Consider the following 18,041-nt stretch of genomic DNA (forward strand, 5'->3'; position numbering starts at 1 on the left):
TAACTTGCTGCTAATTATTGGCAGTAACGTAACTGGTTCGTTTGTGTCTCGTAAAGAGCGAACCCAGAGCAATCACGACCAGAGCAGAAAGTGTCTACGATATAAGGACCGTATTCATCTTCAGCGTAGAAGTAGAAGTACCCGTAACATTGAGCACCAGAGCTTCCAGTTTGGCAAAGTGAAGGATTCACTTGCTGACCAGTGTAACGATCTACGCAAACATAACCGTTATTGTAGTACTGTGATCCACCTAAGTTAGCGCAAAGGCTTGGATTCACAGCTTGTCCTGTGTAACGATCGATACAACCACCAGCTCCGTTAGGAATATACTGGTTGCTTTGCCCTGTTCCGCAGTAGGACGGATTCGGAGCGATAGCGCCTGTAGAACGATTCACACACTGACCTAAGTTGTTCGTGTAGAACTGATTCCCGTACTGGTTGTTATACTGGTTACAAAGTGACATATCGACAACCACTGACAAGTTAGCACTGTGATAGCACTGACCGTTGATTTGTTGATAAACACCTGGTGCAGTTGCGACTGGACTAGAAGATTTCTTTTTACTTCCGCAAGCTGTAACTGCTACTACCGCGATCATACAATAAATTATCTTTTTCACCTGAAACATATGGACCTCCCCCAAAATATTAATTGTTTCTTGCAATACTCTTATCCAAGACCCGTGCCAGGTGATGCCAAAACTCTAAGTTGCTGAAAGATGACGAAAAACGAAAGCTACTGGGTGAAATCGCATAAACAGAAGCTGTCCACAGATTAGACGGGTGCAAAGTGAGAAGTAGACACCCGAATCAAAATGAGACACTTCGGTCTCTTTAGAATTTCAAGAGCAGAAAATAGCAGAGATCCACATCATATATATAGTAAGACCAACTGCCGTCGGATAAGTGCTCCAAAAATTTTCGAAGCAAATTCGTCCTACCATTCAGTCATAACTCCACCTTAGACAAGTCGAATTGTGGAGCATGGCGCGCAATTTCCATAATTTTTAAATGATTCCTCGTTATTCTAAAGTGAGTTAAAATAAGGAAGGCAAGGCTACGGAGCCTACCTAAAGTTGATGTTGCAAATCCGTTTCTGAACTCGTGAGGTTTATATGGCAGGCATTCTGCTTGTAGAAGATGATCCATTCTTAGGTGAAAGTTTAAAAACCGCTCTCGAATTTGAGGGCTATAAAGTGACTTGGGGTAAAAATATAAAAGACTCCGAAGCACTTGCCAGCGAATATCCGTTTGATCTCGCTATTCTCGACGTGAGCCTTCCTGATGGCAGTGGCCTTAACTTCTGCAAACACCTGCGGGACAACCGAGTTTCAGCACCTATTATCTTTCTAACGGCGCAAACGGACGAGGACAATGTGATTAAAGGTTTTGAAATGGGGGGCAACGATTATATGCGTAAGCCCTTTAGCCAAAAAGAACTCATGGCGAGGATTCATGTTCATCTCCATAAGCGACCGCGCTCGCAAGACCAGCTCATATTTTTAGATCTTCTCATCCAAATTGATCAGCGCAAGGTTCTTTTAAATGGTCAACCCGTCACCCTCAATCGTCGTGAGTTTGATATTCTCAAATACATGGCAGAACATCCTGAATCGATTATTACTCGAGAGATGATTATACAAAGACTCGAGGGCTCCGAAGACACATCGGATCGTACCGTGGACTCGCATATTAGTCATATTCGAGCTAAGCTCAAAAAAGCGGGCGCTAAGAATATAAAGATAAAAGCGGAGTACGGTATTGGCTATAGGCTCACGGCACACGATCCCCACTAAAGTTGCGCGGAGGTATTTCACCTTTACGGTGGTCCTTACCTTCGCCATTCTTTTTCTCGCTTACGTCAGCACGACTCTCATCAACCTGATCAACTGGGAATCTTCCTTGGGTCGCGGCCCGCGTGAACTCGTATATTATAAATATATTCTTGATGATATTGAGCCCGAGCGTCGGTTGGAGTTTCTAAAACGATTAGAGAACTCGGCGACAGAAAAATGGATGGACTTTACTATTAGCTCTGAGCCCATAGGACCCGTGTTTGATCTCAACCGCCCGACCCCACCCCCGCCGTTTTCACTGTTTCCCTCGCCACCTCACCGAGAATACACTTTCGAACTTAAGGGCAACCCACCGCAATTTATCAACATCAAATCCACGCGAAACATTCCTGCACTCTTTAAACAACGCTTTATCATCAATTTTACGATTCTCACGATCGCCGTCATCTTGGGAGTATTAGCAACGTTGGCTTACGTTTTTCGCACGATTCGCGCGAAGATGAAAATGGCTGATACCGTGATTCAAAGTCTCCAGCAGGGGAATCTCAAAGCTCGTATCCCGATCGATTCTGGGGATGAGTTCCGAGCCACTTGGCTTCGGTTTAATACAATGGCCGGAGAAATAGAAAACTTGGTGATCAATCTTAAGACCGTCGAGCAAACTCGAAAGCACTTACTGAGCGAATTGGCCCATGACCTAAGAACTCCAATCGCTTCTCTTAAAATTTCCATAGAGACTCTGCAATCCAATTTTGAGCGAATTGCACCCGAGAAAAGAATGGATATGTTGGCCGGGACAATGAGAGAAATCGATTATTTCTCCTCTCTCGTAGAGGATCTGTTATTCCTGGGGCTCGTTACGGAGCCGAAATATCGCACGACAATTACCGAAGTGAATCTGAACGACCTCCTTCAAGACGAAGCTGATGCCGCCGAAGAACGGCATGCTCATGCCTCCTACGAGCTACTTCTCCCTTCTCAGGATTACATCATTTCCGGAGATCAAAAGCTTCTCCACCGTTTATTTAGAAACGCACTTGATAATGCCTTTGCCTTCACGAATAAAAAAGTAAGCATCCGGCTCTCTTGCGATGAAGACTTCTTTGCGATCGATATTTCCGATGATGGGCCTGGATTCTCCGAAGAACAAATTGCAAATTACGGGCAAAAAAGATTCACCCGATCAAAAAGTGGTCAGGGATCCCACCCTCAACGTATTTCTGTGGGACTCGGCTCCGTGATTATACGTTCGATTGTTGAAATCTATCGAGGCGATCTCAATGTCAGTAACATCGTCGCCGAGGGAAAAATTAAAGGCGCAAGACTCTACGTGCGCCTTCCCCGAAACGTCTAATGTTTCGCCGGTTGAGACACTAAATACTGTAAAAGTCCCTGCGGATTGAACACCACTTCTGGAGTGATCGTTAGATCAGTGATTTCCGGTCTGGGTAATTCGTACTTGAAATCCCGAAGAACCTGATCGCAGACTTTGACTAAAGCTCTCGCTCCGGTTTTTTGCTCGTATGCCATTTTAGCGATCTCTCTGAGCCCGTCGTCACTAAAGCTCAAATTCACACCGTAGTGATCAAAGTTTCTCACGTATTGATTGATGATCGAAGCTTCGGAATTTTTAAGAATTTCGAACAAATTATCTTCGGTCAGAGGATGGCAGGAAGTGACTACCGGCAAACGACCAATAAACTCCTGTTCAAAACCAAATTTAACTAAGTCTTCGGTTTTTACGAGACTTAAATAATCCTTGTCTCGATCGTCGGATTTACTTTCCGGTGTCGAATGGAAACCGATTCCGCTATTGCTGACGCGTTTTTTAATGATGCTATTCATTTCTGGAAACGCCCCACTAAAGATAAAGAGAATATTCTTAGTGCTAATCATTTCCTTGGATACTTTACCCTTCTTTTGAAGACTCATCATGTTTTTAAATTGAGAGGCAATGTCTCCTCCATTATTCAAGTCGACTTCCGTGTCTTCGAGAAGTTTAAGAAAGCCAAATTGAACTCCTCGACCACTCACATCCTTCCCCATCATTCCTGGAGAACTGGCGATCTTGTCGATTTCATCGACATAGACGATCCCGTTTTCGGCGAGCGATATATCTCCGTCGGCTTGCTGGACTAAATCTCGAATGACGTCGTCCACGTTAGCACCCACGTAGCCCACTTCGGTAAAGCGAGTTGCGTCGGCTTTTACAAATGGAACGCCGATCAGTTTTGCGATCGAACGCACCAAAAACGTTTTACCCACACCGGTCGGTCCTAATAGGAGAACGTTTTGCTTTTGAAAGTGCGGAGATACATCTCCATCCGCTTCGGCTTGGATATGACGATAATGATCGGCGACGGCAATCGCCAACGATTTCTTTGCATTCTCCTGGCCGATGACCAAGGTATTTAAATGCTCAACGATGTCTTTCGGTGTCAGTTTAAAATCACGAATTTGATTTTTAGCTTTTTCAGATTTATCAGGCCCAGGAGAAACTGGCGGAGGGTTATCGACAGCAATCACATGGACTCCAGAGCCAAACTTTTTACGCACGAGTTCCTGGAATTCTTTTTGGAGATCATCAAGAGAAGGCATGGGCTTCTGCCCGTCATCGGAATTCGGTGGGACGTTATCTCTGGAGTCTTTGGGATCTAAATTTTTAATGTCGTCTATCATAGGCACCTCTTACTCTGGCTTAAAGATGAGACCTCCCCCCGAAAAATCAAGGTCCTGAAATTAGGCAATGACAACCGATGGCGATACGCCTCTAATGACGCATGACTATTGACCCCTCTGATCTCCAAATCTGTGCCCAGGCTCTCAAAAACAAGGGGTACATTGTTACTGATAGGCTTTTTCCCTCGAGCTTAACTCAGCAACTTTTAAACGATTTAAAATCACTTCAGATTAAAAAATCGTTAATTCAGTCCACCACGGGGCGCGCTCGTCATCTCCAAAGCGATAGGCGCGGTGACTTTATTTTTTGGTTAGATTCGACAAGCCCTGCCCAAATCCAATTTTTAAAAGCCATGGAGGATTTACGAAATGGACTTAACGAACATTTATATCTCAATTTGCGCGAGGGAGAGTTTCACTACGCAGTTTATCCAGCTCACACTCACTATGATAAACACCGAGATACCTTTCACGAATCGGATGATCGCACGATTTCGTTTCTCCTCTATATGAATCCAACTTGGATCGCAGAAGATGGAGGAGAGTTACACATTTTTAGTGAAACTGACGAAGAGGTTGTTGTTGAAAAAATCACCCCTGCCTTTAACCGCTGCGTGCTTTTTTTAAGTGCTCTTTTCCCCCACGAGGTAAAATTCACAAAAAAAGAGCGTTTTTCGGTCGCTGGATGGCTCAAAAAGCCCTCTGGGAGCGGTTTTTAGCCTTTCATTCATCTATAAGACATTCTTATCGAACTCACAAAAATTATGAATTTCTAATATACGTATCACCTTGATATACCTACTAGACATCAGGGGGGACTTAGCCCTGACCCGAAAGGGAAAAGTGCTAAGTGAGACGCTGAACCCGCTCGAGAAATAGACTCAAGATTTCTCAGCCCAGCGCCAACCCAGGTAAAAGCCGTCTAACGACACTTTCTACAGCCTGCCTAAAATCCTTTCTTAGCCAATGAGTCTGGCTCCCACCAAAAAAGCAACCATAATGGTCCCGCCACCGGCTTTCGCGCGCTTTGCGCCGACGTTGAGTCGTATTGTTTTTCTGATGAACGGGTGACTAATCTTTTTACAGTTGGAACTCTCCGCAAAACGTAAGCGCGATCTGGAGGTGGCCCGATTGTTGTAAATAAGGTAGCGAACACAGATTCTCTAGGGGGAGTTTATGAAGCGCTTTTTAACTTCAGGTTTTTTCCTGTTTCTTTTGTTGAGCCAAACCACGTTCCATTATTTTTATTCGGACTCTAACGAAGGACGCCATCCTGCCGCCGCCGGAAATGCTTTGTTAGCCACCCCGCAAGCCGCCGCAAGTCTCGATGAGATCGATACGATCTATCAATCGGCCATTCAAAACGAAATCCTTTTAAAGGAAAGAGCTGATGTAGCGGCTCAAGCACTCACAACTCAAAATAACGAATTTCACGCAAGATTAGCGGGACTTCGCGTCTCTGAACGCAATCAACTGGCGGATCTCATGAGAGCCCGTCGCAGCGGTGACCACACGAATAGTATTGATACTATTCGGATTCGTTCGGCTCGCTCTTTTAACTTATCAATGGCCCAGATGGAAATCATGATGACTATGAACAACAACCGCACATCCATCACTCCCGAGCAGCAAAAACGTTACCTGGCGATGCTTTCGCACCTCCGTTTGTTATCGGCTCACTCAAGCATGGATAACAGCCTTTTCGCTTACCCCTACTCACCCGATAGAATGTTGCGAGCTCTGCCGACACGCATGGCCCCACCGTCCGTCGGTGAAATTCCGGTGACAGCACCAGCCGCCGAAGCTCCTGTCTTAGCATCGACAGATCCTCAAGCCATTGTTCCAGCTCCTGCGGACGCCGTTCGCACCGCGGTGGGCCCCTCGCCTGCACCAGTGGCTCCTGAGGCCGCTCCGGCTGCGGTGGATCCGACGAGCAACGCCGAAGCCCTCGATGAACTCGAGACCGAAGAGTCCGCTCCTGGCGCCGACACGACCACACAGAACGGCGAACAAGCTCCCGGTGACGAAGACGAAGACGACGCCGCCTAATCTCAAAAGCTGCAGGCTCCATCTCCCTCAAGATATGGAGCCCAATGCCGATAAGTTCTTATGGAAAATCCAGAGATCTACAAAACAAAGAAACCCACCTACTCCAAGGTATTCATCATCCTCGGCGTCCTAGCCATAGCCCTCATCGCCTACTACCTCTACTCCCGACACAAAGCCACCCAAGCCAAATCCAAAACCCCCAAGCCCCCACAAAAACCCAAAACATCCCCCAACCACCCCACCACCTTCCACTAAAAAAAATCAGCGAAAAGGATCGCCGTACCTTCAAAGAACCTGGAACCTTAAAGGAACCTGGAACCTTCAAAGCCCCAAAAGATCCTTCGCTCCACTCAGGACGACCGAGCCCCCCAATAACAGCCGGTTCTTTGACTCTTCCAATCTTAAGTTATTCATTTGAAATGAGTCTTTGAGGACCTCCCGTTAGCGTGAGGCGATTTTCGGGACTCCTGCCCGAAAAAACGGGCGAGGGCAAGGAGCCCGCGTCCTCAAAGACTCATTTCAAATGAATAACTTAAGATTGGAACTGGGTAAAAAACAAAAAGGGCCGGAGTTTCCCCCAGCCCCCCTAACAACCGCCACTGCCTCTGGTGCTTATCTAAGATGCTATCACGTTGTCGTACAGTGTTGCTTTTAAAGTGCTATCATCAAAAGGTGATCGCGGCTTTAGTTTCTAAACCATATATAGTTTTGGTTTCGAACTGGTTGGTTCCGCCCTCAAATGCAGAGCCGGGAGCAAAAACACCCACTCGGTTAACCCATTGGATGCCGTCATAAGGTTTGTAGGTCAAAGTCACATCGACTTCGAATCCGACAGCTTTGTCGACTTCCACATTTAAAGGATCGCTGTTTAACGACGCATATGTCAATCCTAATTGAGAATCGAACTTGTCGGACCATTTGTATTTAAAGTAAGGCGCAAAATAAATCACGTTGCTTAATGCTTCTGTATCCACTTGCTCGGAGACCGGCAAAGTCGTTGAGCGAATGGAAGACGTTCTAAAAATATCATAACCCCCCACGGGGTGATTGAACATGATCATCGCCACGTCGTAGTTCCGATTAAAGATATACCCTTCGTACACATTTGTCGTCTCGGGATCATCCCCGGTCGCAACACCGGCTTTTAATCCCGCATGGAAGTTTCCTTCCTTAGGAATATAGTCTAACTCTAAAGCGAGACCGAACCCATCGAGCTCCACCGCAGCGGCTCCGTTATTTATTCCGGTTTCGCCCTCTTGCATTCCTGCCTCGAGACCAAACTTAAAAGAGTTTCCAATCCAGCGCTGGAAAAAGAGGTTCGCGTACTTTGCATTGAACTGACCACCTAAGGCAGCGCCGCCCACGGCTCCCGGATTCGTATCATTTCCGTGAGAGCCCGATTTGCGAATAAGATAGAGTATTCCCAAAATCAATTCGGTCTCGGGATTTTCGTATTCAACTTTTAACATGGTCTCATCGACATCATCACCATAAGCAATGTTGTTCTCAGCCATTTTTGCAATGATCGGCGTGAAGGACACGTTTCCTGTAAGGAAAAATTTGTAGGAAGCCATATCCCGGTTATCAAACCAGTGATCAAAGGCTCCAGTTCCCGCGTTGTAACTCATCCCCAAACCAAAATGCAGAGGAGCACGACCCACTGTGAGTAAACCAAAATCATGAACATAAGAGAGGTAGAGCTCGTTGACAGTGATGAGTTCGGCACGTTGTTGATTGGAAAGCGTATTTGAACCTTGGAGAGGATCGGCCGCCGCCGGAGTCGGAGGAGTTAAGCCCGAACCAAAAAACTGACCGACGGAAGAATTCAAATAGCTATTGTTATTGAGAACATCAAAACGTCCATGAATCGTAACGCCATCATACGCCGTAATTTTTGGTCGGAGCACCAAATGGTGAAGAGCGTACTGCGTATTTCGATCTAAATTATTGAGTTCAGCATTATCTAATTTGAAACCTTCCATGCGATAGGTTCCGTTCCACTCGATATCTCCTGCGAATGCAGCCGTCGAAAATATAAAGATTGATACTAAAGACAAGAACTTCATCAAAAGGCTCCAATGTATTGAATTTGATCGCAAGTGATTAGCGATGACCTTTGCGAGCCATCTCTTCTTGCATATATTTTTTGTAAAGAACAGTCCACTCCGGCGTTCCTTCGCCCACACCTCGCTGAAGTGCCGAGATTTTGTGACGGACGATCTCGTCCATATCCCCTTGCTCTTGAACCCACTGAGAGATGGCCATTTTCATGTGGCGGATGATGACATCTTCATGATCTTCATCAAAATCGATAACTTCTTCGCCCCAAAGGGTGTCGACAAGTATGCGAGCTAAGTGCCCTTGGCGGTCTTCACTAATAATCATAGAACAATTCCTTTTTCCTCAGCCATTTTTCTTTTGAGCATTCGGAACATTTTGTGGCGTTCAAATCCTTCCTGAGGATTCTTTTCGAGTTCGTCGAGTTTGGCATTCACTTCGGCTTCGAGCTGTTTTTCTTCGTCGAAATCACTTTGAATGATTTCGAGAGCTCGTCGCAGAGTTTTCTCCTTACTTTCTCTAAAAGTAATGAGCTTTTTCTCTTCGAGATGGTTGATGATTCGCTTAGATAGACTCTCTATTTGGAATGGGTTTAATCGCATAAATTGACTAAACGCATAGGCACGCGTAAAGTCAAGCGCGATGCATATTCGCAAGCTATTTAAGTGGCTGATTGGCAGTGCACTGACGCTCTCTATCATAGTCATTGTCACCATTGTTGTCGCCGGAACTATTATTTTCGTTAAAACAAATCAAATTGTGCAGGAAAGTTTTGCTAAAAAAACCTTTCTCTCCCCCACCCAATTCTTTTCAGACACCTTCGAATTGCAGCTCGGGCAAACACTTGATGAAGAACTGCTCATTTCTCGATTTACGTCTCAAAATTACCGGCAGAAATCTTGGGGATCGACCCTTCAATCTGCGGACTACTCTATAGGAACTGGCGGCGATTGCACCTCTCTCAACTCGGATGCGGTCAAATGCATCGCTTTTTCTAATCACCAGGCTCAACGCCTCCAGATTGTCGCCACCGATGAGCTCAATAAGATCCTGGTATTGGTCGAAGTCGATCCTAAAACTCAAGCATACAAGAGCGTGTCGGCCATATCGCTTTTCCCTCAACTTTTTGCTCAATACTTGGGCGAATCACCCGTGATGCAAGAGCGTGTGACTCTTGATAAGTTTCCTCGTCATTGCATCGATGCCGTCCTTGCCGTCGAAGATCCGTTGTTTTTAGAGCACGGGGGGATTTCCACGCGCGGCCTTTTACGCGCCGTTTTCGTGAATTTGACCCAGCGACGGGCGGCTCAAGGCGGGAGCACCATCACTCAACAGCTTGTCAAAAACCAGGTGCTCACATCAGACAAAACAATTCGACGGAAAATCAAAGAAATTGTTCTCGCCATTGTGGTCGATGCTCAAATCCCGAAAGACGAGATTTTAGAAGCTTACCTCAACATCATTTACTTAGGTCAGCAGGGAAATTATCAAGTGCGGGGCTATGCTGCCGCTTCAAGATATTATTTTAATAAAGATCTTCGGCACCTGAATCTTGCCGAATGCTCTTTACTGGCGGCCGTCTTAAATAACCCCGGTCGCTACAATCCTTTTACTAAAACCGAAAACGCTCTGGCTCGTCGTAAAAAAGTACTCGGCGATATGCTCGAGCAGAATCGAATTCTCGAAGAAGATTTTAAACTGGCATCCGAAGCCCCTCTGCCCACTCGATCGACCGTGGAGCTCAAGGAGACCGCGCCTTACTTTGTCGATGCCGTTGTGCAGGATTTAAAAAAGAATTTTTCTCAAGATCTCTCCGGATACAAAGTTTTTACAACCCTTCGTTTGGAAGCCCAAGCCTTTGCACAGAAAGCGGTGCAAAAAAATCTCGACGCTTTGGAAAGCTCTTCCAAATATCATCAAGAACATAAATCTCACTCACTGCAAGGAACACTCGTCTCCGCAGACCCTGTCACGGGCGAAGTGGTCGCTCTCGTCGGTGGACGAGATCATCGTCGCACCCCTTACAATCGTGTGCTTTCGAGCCAAAGACAAATTGGATCGACATTTAAACCTATTGTTTTTCTGACGGCTTTGGCGGACACCGATGGATTTACTCCGATGACAACTCTCGAAAATACTTCCTACACCTACAAATACGGAAAACAAAAGTGGGAGCCAAAAAACTACGACAATACTTTTTCCGAGAAGGTTCCCGCATTTTACGCTCTCAAAGAGTCACTGAATATTCCTACGGCCCGCCTGGCGATCCAGACAGGCCTACCTCGGATTGTGAGCGTCGCACGTGAGTTAGGGATCACTTCTAGGCTCGACCCAGTGCCCGCGTTGAGCCTCGGAGCATTTGAGGCTACGGCCTTAGAGGTCTTAGACGTTTACACAACCATTCAGCGCATGGGTCTAAAAATTCCACTGAAATTTGTGCGCAAAGTGCAAAATGAAGATGGCGAAACTCTTTACACGCCAGAGGATTCTCCTCCTCAACAAGTTCTAAAACCAGAAAATTTTGCCTCGCTGATTTCAATGATGGAGGAAGGCCTACGAACGGGAACCGGCGCTGGAACTCGGGCTCGGGGCTTTGTTCAGACGGCCGCAGGAAAAACGGGAACGACCTCGAACTACAAAGACGCATGGTTCGCAGGGTTTACTCCCGATCTCGTCAGTGTAGTTTGGGTGGGCTATGACGATAATACCCCTGTCAAGCTTTCGGGCGCCACAGCAGCGCTGCCGATATGGACAGATTATATGAAAGATTCGACGCGATCTTCCGCTCAGCTTTTTTTCAATTGGCCCGCTCAAGGACAACAAAAATTAACTCTAAGCAAAGAGGAATTAGTTGAGGCCGGAGTGCCTGAAAATAAGGCTATACCCGTCGACCTCCTTTTTTACCCCAACTAGTCCGGGGCGTTTAAAAGCGTGACAAATTTTTTGATTTCTTTTAACACCCTACGATGTCTTTTTTAGCACCCCAAGCCTACACCAAAGAAACGTTGGGTAAGGCCTTCGATTGGCTTCAACACCAACCCCAGAGCGTAAAAGAGGTCGCCTCAACGCCTGACATTTTGGTCAACATGTACCTGCGCGCGCAACGCCAAGGCATCAATACAATTGATGCCGATGCCCCGAATAGCGCCAAGAAATTTATGGAAGAATTAACCAGTTTAAAAAAGGACATCGCTCAATTTGATGATGGTCCCCAGAATCTGCAAACTTCGGTTCAAAACTCGCGCCACCAAAGTCCTCATATTCCACTTCCGCCGATTCCAACGTCAGTTCCCAAAGGTCATGGGAGTGCCCATTTTGCATCTCAAAACTCAGCGACAAATTTTACTCAAAAAACGACGATCAATACCGCTCAAAGTATTACGATGGAGAGCACATCCTCCCATATCGGTCTCGATGAGACCACTCAACGCCTCGTGCAGGATATTCAAGAGCGCTTTAATTTAAGCTCTCCGCAAGAAGCCCTCCGCATGATGGTGTCCGTCGCTCATAAGAAAATCACAAGCTGGGAATAGCCCACATCATTCTGTACGCTTCGCTCAGGATGACGAACGTCCTCAGCATGACGAGGCGACGACGGCCTTGCGTTTTTACTGAGCAAAGACTAAGTTTATGACTTCACTGAAGAGGTAGAACGTGGCTCAGGAAATCGATTACAAGAATACTATCAATTTACCTAAAACAGACTTTCCGATGAAGGCTGATTTGGCGATACGAGAGCCTGAGACCGTCAAGCGTTGGCTCGACAATAAAATTTACGAAAAAATGATCGCTCGTCGTAAAGACGCGCCGATCTTCGCAATGCAAGATGGCCCACCCTACGCCAACGGTGGGCTTCACATGGGTCACGTTCTGAACAAGTGCCTTAAAGACATTACGATCAAGTATCAAAACTTACAAAAGCGCAAAGCCGTATTTATTCCGGGCTGGGACTGTCACGGTCTCCCTATCGAACATAAAGTCATTAAAGATCTCGGAGCTAAAGCCAAAGAAGCCACGCCCACAATGATTCGCGAACTGTGTCGCAAAGAAGCCCTCAAGTGGGTGTCTCACCAGCGCGAACAGTTTCAACGTTTAGGCATTATTGCGGATTGGGAAAATCCGTATCTCACCCTCGCTAAGGAGTTCGAAGCGGAAGAAGTTCGAGAACTCGGGCGCATTTTAAAAAATGGCGTACTTTATCGCGGTAAAAAGCCCGTGTACTGGTGCTATGCTCTACAAACCGCACTGGCCGAAGCGGAAATCGAATACGCTCCCCACAAAAGTCCGTCGGTCTACGTTAAATTCCCGTACGCTCCCGAGAGCAAGTTCGGAAAATTTGACAAGCCGGTGAATATTGTCATCTGGACCACCACTCCTTGGTCACTTCCAAGCAACGTGGCCATCGCTTTTAATAAAGATTTCGAATACACCTTTTTCTCGGCGGGCGAAGAGTACTTCCTTATCGCTCGTAAGATGAAAGAATTTTTCGAAAAAGAAACCGGCGTGGAACTCACCGATACGGGAAAGACATTTATCGGCTCTCAATTTGAGGGCGGGAAGGCCACTCATCCGTTCTATGAGCGTGATTCCGAATTGATTCTCGGGGATCACGTCACTCTCGATGCCGGAACCGGTGCGGTTCACACAGCCCCAGGACATGGACATGATGATTACTTAGTCTCTTTAGTTTACGACCTTCCGATCATCAGCCCCATCAATGATCGTGGCGAGTATACCGACGAAGTTCCTGAATACGCAGGAACTCACGTGTTCAAAGCAAATCCTCTCATCGTAGAACGACTTAAAGAGAGCGGTCGCCTGGTCGCCATGAAGACCATCGAACACAGCTACCCCCACTGCTGGCGCAGTAAAACGCCTTTGATCTACCGCGCCACTTCGCAGTGGTTTATCCGCATGGATGATTCCAACTATAACATTCGCAAAATGGCTCTCGGAGAAATCGAAAAGACCAACTTCTTTCCCGACTGGGGTGTAAAGCGCCTCACGGCGATGATCGAAGCTCGCCCGGATTGGTGTATTAGTCGCCAACGCAACTGGGGAGTTCCAATCCCCGTCTTTTACTGCAAAAGTTGCGAATACGCTCACATGACCGAACACATGATCAATCACGTGGCGGATCTTATGGAGAAAGGCGCCGGTATCGAGGCCTACTTCGAAGGATCGACAGAGGAACTTCTCGACGGCAATACGGAATGCCCCGAGTGCGGTGCGAATGATTGGAAAAAAGGTTCCGACATCCTTGATGTTTGGTTTGATAGCGGAGCGTCTCATGCTGCGGTTCAAAACCGTCGCGATGGATTAACTATGCCTGCCGATTTATACCTCGAAGGCAGTGACCAACATCGCGGTTGGTTTCAAACCAGTTTGATTTCGGCAGTGGCCTCCCAAGGTCATGCTCCGTTTAAGACTTTGCTCACACATAATTTTGTCAACGACGAGCACGGCCGCAAGATGAGTAAGAGTTTAGGAAACTACGTCGACCCTATGGACCTCATCAAATCCAGCGGTGCCGAACTGCTACGCCTATGGACGTCGTCTCAGGATTACGGTCAAGACATGAACTTTAGCCAAGAGGGTTTTAAGCGCATCTCGGAAACTTACCGTCGGTATCGCAATACGTTTAGATTCTTAGTTGGCAACATTAGCGATTTTAATCGCTCCACAGATTACGTGGCTTATGCAGATCTCCAACCTTTGGATCAATGGGCTCTCACGCGTCTCAATGAACTGGTTGAAACTGTGACGGCAGCCTACGAAAAGTACGAATACTTTAAAGTCTATCACGCCCTCAATAACTACTTCACCGTAGATCTTTCCGCGCATTACTTAGATATTCTTAAAGATCGCCTTTACACCTGGAAAACTACTGGTCAAGGCCGTCGCGCCGCTCAAACCGTTTTGTTCGAAATCACTCAAGCGCTAGTGAGTATGATGGCACCGATCACGTCCTTCTTGGCCGAAGAGACCCACTCGCACTTCGTCGGTAAATCTGCCGAGAGTGTGTTCCTAACGGATTTCCCACAGCCCAATAAAAATTGGCATAACGAAACGATCGCGAAAGACTTCGAGGTTCTGTTTCAGTTACGCTCGGAAGTTTCCAAGCAGCTCGAGGACATGCGGCGCGATAAGGTGATTGGCTCAAGCCTAGAAGCTCAAGTCAATCTCACCTCTAAGGATGCCGAGCTTACGATTCTTAAAAAATATTTTAAAAATCTTCCCGAATTCTTTATCGTCTCGAAAGTCACTGTGAACGAAGGAGCGCGCACCGTGATCTGCCAAAAGGCAACGGGGGAAAAGTGTGTTCGTTGTTGGTACTACGACGAATTAGGAACAAATGCGGCTCACCCTAAAGTTTGCCCCAAATGTGCGGAAGCTTTAACCTGAGAGGAATTATGGCGTTAAAACTTTTTCTCCGATGGAGCTGTGTTCCGGCTTTATTTTTAGTGGCATGTACGTCTACGAATCTCTCTCAGAAGCGTTACTGTCCCGGCCAGTTGGAGAATAACCGCTGCATTCAGATTATTAATCTCGATGACGGTGAGAACTCTACAACTCAGTTTACCTCCACGCAAAAGCAGCAACTCAACTTGGCCATCAAGTTCCTGAAAGCCAATAAAGATCTCCATGCCAATATCGACGCCCATACATTTTCTGTGAATTCGCGAAAACTAGAGAAGTCAAAGACGGATCAGATGCTCGACACCCTCGATGAATATCTCAAGTCCCAAAACATCGACGTCGCTCGTTTCCATATGAGCTCCTACGGCGCCCAAGATCCCCGCTTTGAACCTTCGGAATTGACCGTCAATCACCGCCTGGAGATCAGTTACTACACTCCCCAGCCCGAAACACCGATCGAATAACCCATTTAAACCATACGTCGCTGAGCCCGCATCTTGACTTTGGATGCGGCTTTTACAATGATCTTTGTATGAAGAAATACCTTATTTTGTTGGCGCTCGGTGGATTTGTCATTTGTCTGGATCAACTCACAAAAATCTATATCCACACCCAATTTCAGCATGGCGAATCGATCTCGGTCATTCATAATTTTTTTAACATCACTTATGTGCGTAATCCGGGCGCCGCTTTTGGTTTTTTAAGAGACGCCCACGAAACTCTTCGTACCCTCTTTTTTCTTTCCGTTCCGCCGATCGCCGCTCTCATTATTGTATTTATGATTCGCTCCACCCCAATGAGCGACTTACTCACCATTATTTCTTTATCGCTCATCTTTGGTGGCGCCATCGGAAACTATATCGATCGCCTCTGGCACGGTTTTGTCGTCGACTTTTTGGACTTTCACTACAAAGGCATGTGGTCTTATCCCGCGTTTAATGTGGCAGATATCGCCATCGTCACGGGGATCTGTTTAATGCTTTTGATGGAAGTGATGCGCGCGCTGAACGAAAAGAAAATGAAGAAGGCGTAAGTGACCGTCATCGCGGGTCCATTACCTATTATTGAATTAGGTTCGACCATCCTTCCCACCTATCAAATTTTTATAAGCTTAATACTCACGGGCTTGGTCTTGTGGTCCTATTATCGAGCCGATCAAAAAATGCTATCGATCTCAACCACTCTGGATGTCTTTATGGTGGCGTTGGTGTGTGGCGGTCTTGGAGCGCGCGGGCTTCATGTGATTTACGAAGAACCCTCGTACTATATTGAAAATCCCCTGCGTGTTTTCTTTTTTTGGAATGGCGGATTCGTTTACTGGGGTGGGTTTATTGGTGCTTTCATTGGCGGAGCGCTCACCCTCCGTCACAAGAAAGAATCCTTTAAACACTGGCTGGACTTTTTCGCACCGGTGGCTTCCCTCGGCTACGCCTTAGGACGACTGGTCTGTTTTTTAGTGGGTTGCTGTTACGGTCGGTATTGCGATTTACCCTGGGCCTACGGATTCCAAGAGTACAGCGATACAACGGGGATTCATATTTCTTATCGGCATCCCACCCAGTTGTACGCCGCCGGGCTTGAGCTCGGATTACTCTTGATTATTTTAGGGATCGAAAAATCACAACGCTGGAAGAACTCTCCCGGTCGATTATTTGCTCTCTGGTTATTACTGCATTCTATGTGTCGACTAGTCGTTGAGTTCTTTAGAGATGATGACCGCGGACCGATCATCGGTTCTCTCAGTATATCCAGTTGGATTTGTCTCATAATGATACTTTTGGTTTCTCTCTACTTTATAAAGGTGAGATCCTCGGCTAACGCTCAGGATCTGTCGAATTAGATTACAGCTGTTCAATCCAAAAACTCCCTCAAACCCAACACCCCTCTCCATCTCAAATCTATTCGTCGAACGGCTATGGCACAGCTCGTGTATATAGAGATAGTAGATAATGTCCAGGGGGGAATTTATGAAATATCTAACGCTTTTACTATTAATCTTTGGTGTGGCGGCCACTGGCTGCTCTAAAAAGAAAAAGAACGGTACCGTACCGACCAACTATTACCAGGGTTATATCCCAGCAGGGTTTGTAACACCGGCGAATGGTTATTTTTTCCAAGGTCAAAATGTGATTTTGGACGAAACAGAATATAAACTCTTCTTAGAAGAGGCTCATGACTTCGCCAACTACGAAGACGACGAGCTCGATGACTATCTCAACTATTTAGCAGACGAACCTGCTTACCTCGAAGTTCGTTTTACAAGTAACACGACGGCCGAGGGCATTTGGCATGCTGGGGTCTATCAGATCTCTAACAACCAATTGGCTTCAGAAATCGCAATCCCATTTACGGCTACGGTTTCTCCACACGCTAACGGTCAGTTATTAATTAACGCCGGAAGTTTGCAGTTCATCACCACCGGCGGAGTTAACAACTGGCATGCCTTCTACGAGGGTAACGAGTTTGCCTCCGCAGTTGTTCGCTAAAATTATAAGTTCCATTTAAGAATTCAGTTTTCGATACCCCCCTTGTACCCTGCAGAGTTTTTCTGCAGGGTTTTTTCGCACTTTGCAGGGTCGACTGTACTAACTCCCAAGACGCGACACTTCTAAGACACAGGTTCTATGTTTTTTTGTAGAAATTACCTTGACCGCGCGAACAAAAATCTATTGAATCTGCCTAAGCAATACAAATGCTACCAACGATAACAACATGACTGACATAAAAAGGAGTCAAAAATGAACAAAGCAGAACTCATCGAAAAAGTAGCGAATGATGTTGAGTGCACAAAGGCACAAGCAGAACGTCTTCTCGATGCAACTCTCGACATCATCAAAAAATCTGTAAAAAAAGGTGACGAAGTGAAGCTTGTTGGTTTTGGAACATTCGCAAAAGCGAAAAGAAAAGCTCGTAAAGGCCGTAATCCTCAAACTGGTTCTGAAATCAAAATTCCTGCAGCTTGGTATCCTAAATTCCGCCCAGGCCAAGAATTCAAAACTCTCGTAAAATAATTTCTAGAGGAAATTATAAACTCAAAAA

Annotated in this window: 18 protein-coding genes; 13 read left to right on the forward strand and 5 right to left on the reverse strand. The window is 46.3% G+C overall.

What is annotated here, in order from left to right; all coding sequences use genetic code 11:
* Positions 1–14: 14 nt before the first annotated feature.
* Complete coding sequence (locus K2Q26_01640; protein ID MBY0314191.1) at positions 15–629, reverse strand: hypothetical protein; 615 nt, start codon at positions 627–629, stop codon at positions 15–17.
* A 486-nt stretch (positions 630–1,115) separates the two neighbouring features.
* Here K2Q26_01640 and K2Q26_01645 point away from each other — a divergent pair, with 486 nt between their 5' ends.
* On the forward strand, positions 1,116–1,796 hold the full coding sequence (locus tag K2Q26_01645) for a response regulator transcription factor (protein ID MBY0314192.1): 681 nt from the start codon (positions 1,116–1,118) through the stop codon (positions 1,794–1,796).
* A 28-nt stretch (positions 1,797–1,824) separates the two neighbouring features.
* Positions 1,825–3,150 (forward strand): HAMP domain-containing histidine kinase, encoded by a 1,326-nt coding sequence (locus K2Q26_01650; protein ID MBY0314193.1) that lies wholly within the window; start codon positions 1,825–1,827, stop codon positions 3,148–3,150.
* On the opposite strand, the gene K2Q26_01655 is transcribed toward K2Q26_01650, so the two are convergent.
* Positions 3,147–4,475: an AAA family ATPase gene (locus tag K2Q26_01655; protein ID MBY0314194.1), complete on the reverse strand. Its 1,329-nt coding sequence runs from the start codon at positions 4,473–4,475 to the stop codon at positions 3,147–3,149. The genes K2Q26_01650 and K2Q26_01655 overlap by 4 nt on opposite strands.
* 101 nt (positions 4,476–4,576) lie before the next feature.
* On the opposite strand from K2Q26_01655, the gene K2Q26_01660 reads away from it, so the two are divergent.
* The 3 genes from K2Q26_01660 to K2Q26_01670 all read left to right on the forward strand — a co-directional run bounded on the left by K2Q26_01660 (position 4,577) and on the right by K2Q26_01670 (position 6,779).
* Positions 4,577–5,194: a 2OG-Fe(II) oxygenase gene (locus tag K2Q26_01660; protein ID MBY0314195.1), complete on the forward strand. Its 618-nt coding sequence runs from the start codon at positions 4,577–4,579 to the stop codon at positions 5,192–5,194.
* Positions 5,195–5,651: 457 nt separating this feature from the next.
* Entirely contained in the window at positions 5,652–6,524 is an 873-nt protein-coding gene (locus K2Q26_01665; protein MBY0314196.1) for a hypothetical protein, read from the forward strand.
* A gap of 60 nt (positions 6,525–6,584) precedes the next feature.
* Positions 6,585–6,779: a hypothetical protein gene (locus K2Q26_01670; GenBank protein MBY0314197.1), complete on the forward strand. Its 195-nt coding sequence runs from the start codon at positions 6,585–6,587 to the stop codon at positions 6,777–6,779.
* A 410-nt stretch (positions 6,780–7,189) separates the two neighbouring features.
* Here the strand turns inward: K2Q26_01670 and K2Q26_01675 are convergent, their stop codons facing one another.
* The 3 genes from K2Q26_01675 to K2Q26_01685 are packed head-to-tail and all read right to left on the reverse strand — an operon-like array spanning position 7,190 to position 9,184.
* A complete protein-coding gene (locus tag K2Q26_01675; protein MBY0314198.1) occupies positions 7,190–8,590 on the reverse strand; it encodes a hypothetical protein in 1,401 nt (466 codons plus the stop codon).
* 37 nt (positions 8,591–8,627) lie between these two features.
* A complete protein-coding gene (locus tag K2Q26_01680) occupies positions 8,628–8,909 on the reverse strand; it encodes a DUF507 family protein (protein MBY0314199.1) in 282 nt (93 codons plus the stop codon).
* The gene (locus K2Q26_01685) at positions 8,906–9,184 is read right to left on the reverse strand and encodes a DUF507 family protein (GenBank protein MBY0314200.1); all 279 of its coding nucleotides are present in this window, start codon (positions 9,182–9,184) and stop codon (positions 8,906–8,908) included. The genes K2Q26_01680 and K2Q26_01685 overlap by 4 nt, the downstream gene beginning before the upstream one ends.
* A 40-nt stretch (positions 9,185–9,224) precedes the next feature.
* On the opposite strand from K2Q26_01685, the gene K2Q26_01690 reads away from it, so the two are divergent.
* The 8 genes from K2Q26_01690 (at position 9,225) to K2Q26_01725 (ending at position 18,013) form a co-directional block, all read left to right on the forward strand.
* The gene (locus tag K2Q26_01690; protein ID MBY0314201.1) at positions 9,225–11,495 is read left to right on the forward strand and encodes a PBP1A family penicillin-binding protein; all 2,271 of its coding nucleotides are present in this window, start codon (positions 9,225–9,227) and stop codon (positions 11,493–11,495) included.
* A 53-nt stretch (positions 11,496–11,548) separates the two neighbouring features.
* Complete coding sequence (locus K2Q26_01695) at positions 11,549–12,115, forward strand: hypothetical protein (GenBank protein MBY0314202.1); 567 nt, start codon at positions 11,549–11,551, stop codon at positions 12,113–12,115.
* Positions 12,116–12,236: 121 nt separating this feature from the next.
* The gene (gene ileS / locus K2Q26_01700) at positions 12,237–14,987 is read left to right on the forward strand and encodes an isoleucine--tRNA ligase (GenBank protein ID MBY0314203.1); all 2,751 of its coding nucleotides are present in this window, start codon (positions 12,237–12,239) and stop codon (positions 14,985–14,987) included.
* Positions 14,988–14,995: 8 nt separating this feature from the next.
* The gene (locus K2Q26_01705) at positions 14,996–15,466 is read left to right on the forward strand and encodes a hypothetical protein (GenBank protein ID MBY0314204.1); all 471 of its coding nucleotides are present in this window, start codon (positions 14,996–14,998) and stop codon (positions 15,464–15,466) included.
* Between the two features lie 68 nt (positions 15,467–15,534).
* On the forward strand, positions 15,535–16,035 hold the full coding sequence (gene lspA, locus K2Q26_01710; GenBank protein ID MBY0314205.1) for a signal peptidase II: 501 nt from the start codon (positions 15,535–15,537) through the stop codon (positions 16,033–16,035).
* Positions 16,036–16,842, forward strand: coding sequence for a prolipoprotein diacylglyceryl transferase (lgt, locus tag K2Q26_01715; protein MBY0314206.1), 807 nt, complete (start codon positions 16,036–16,038; stop codon positions 16,840–16,842). It begins immediately after the preceding gene.
* Positions 16,843–16,969: 127 nt separating this feature from the next.
* Positions 16,970–17,488: a hypothetical protein gene (locus K2Q26_01720; protein ID MBY0314207.1), complete on the forward strand. Its 519-nt coding sequence runs from the start codon at positions 16,970–16,972 to the stop codon at positions 17,486–17,488.
* A gap of 252 nt (positions 17,489–17,740) precedes the next feature.
* Entirely contained in the window at positions 17,741–18,013 is a 273-nt protein-coding gene (locus tag K2Q26_01725; GenBank protein MBY0314208.1) for an HU family DNA-binding protein, read from the forward strand.
* Positions 18,014–18,041 lie beyond the last annotated feature (28 nt).

The organism is Bdellovibrionales bacterium, assembly GCA_019750295.1.
GTDB lineage: Bacteria > Bdellovibrionota > Bdellovibrionia > Bdellovibrionales > JAGQZY01 > JAIEOS01.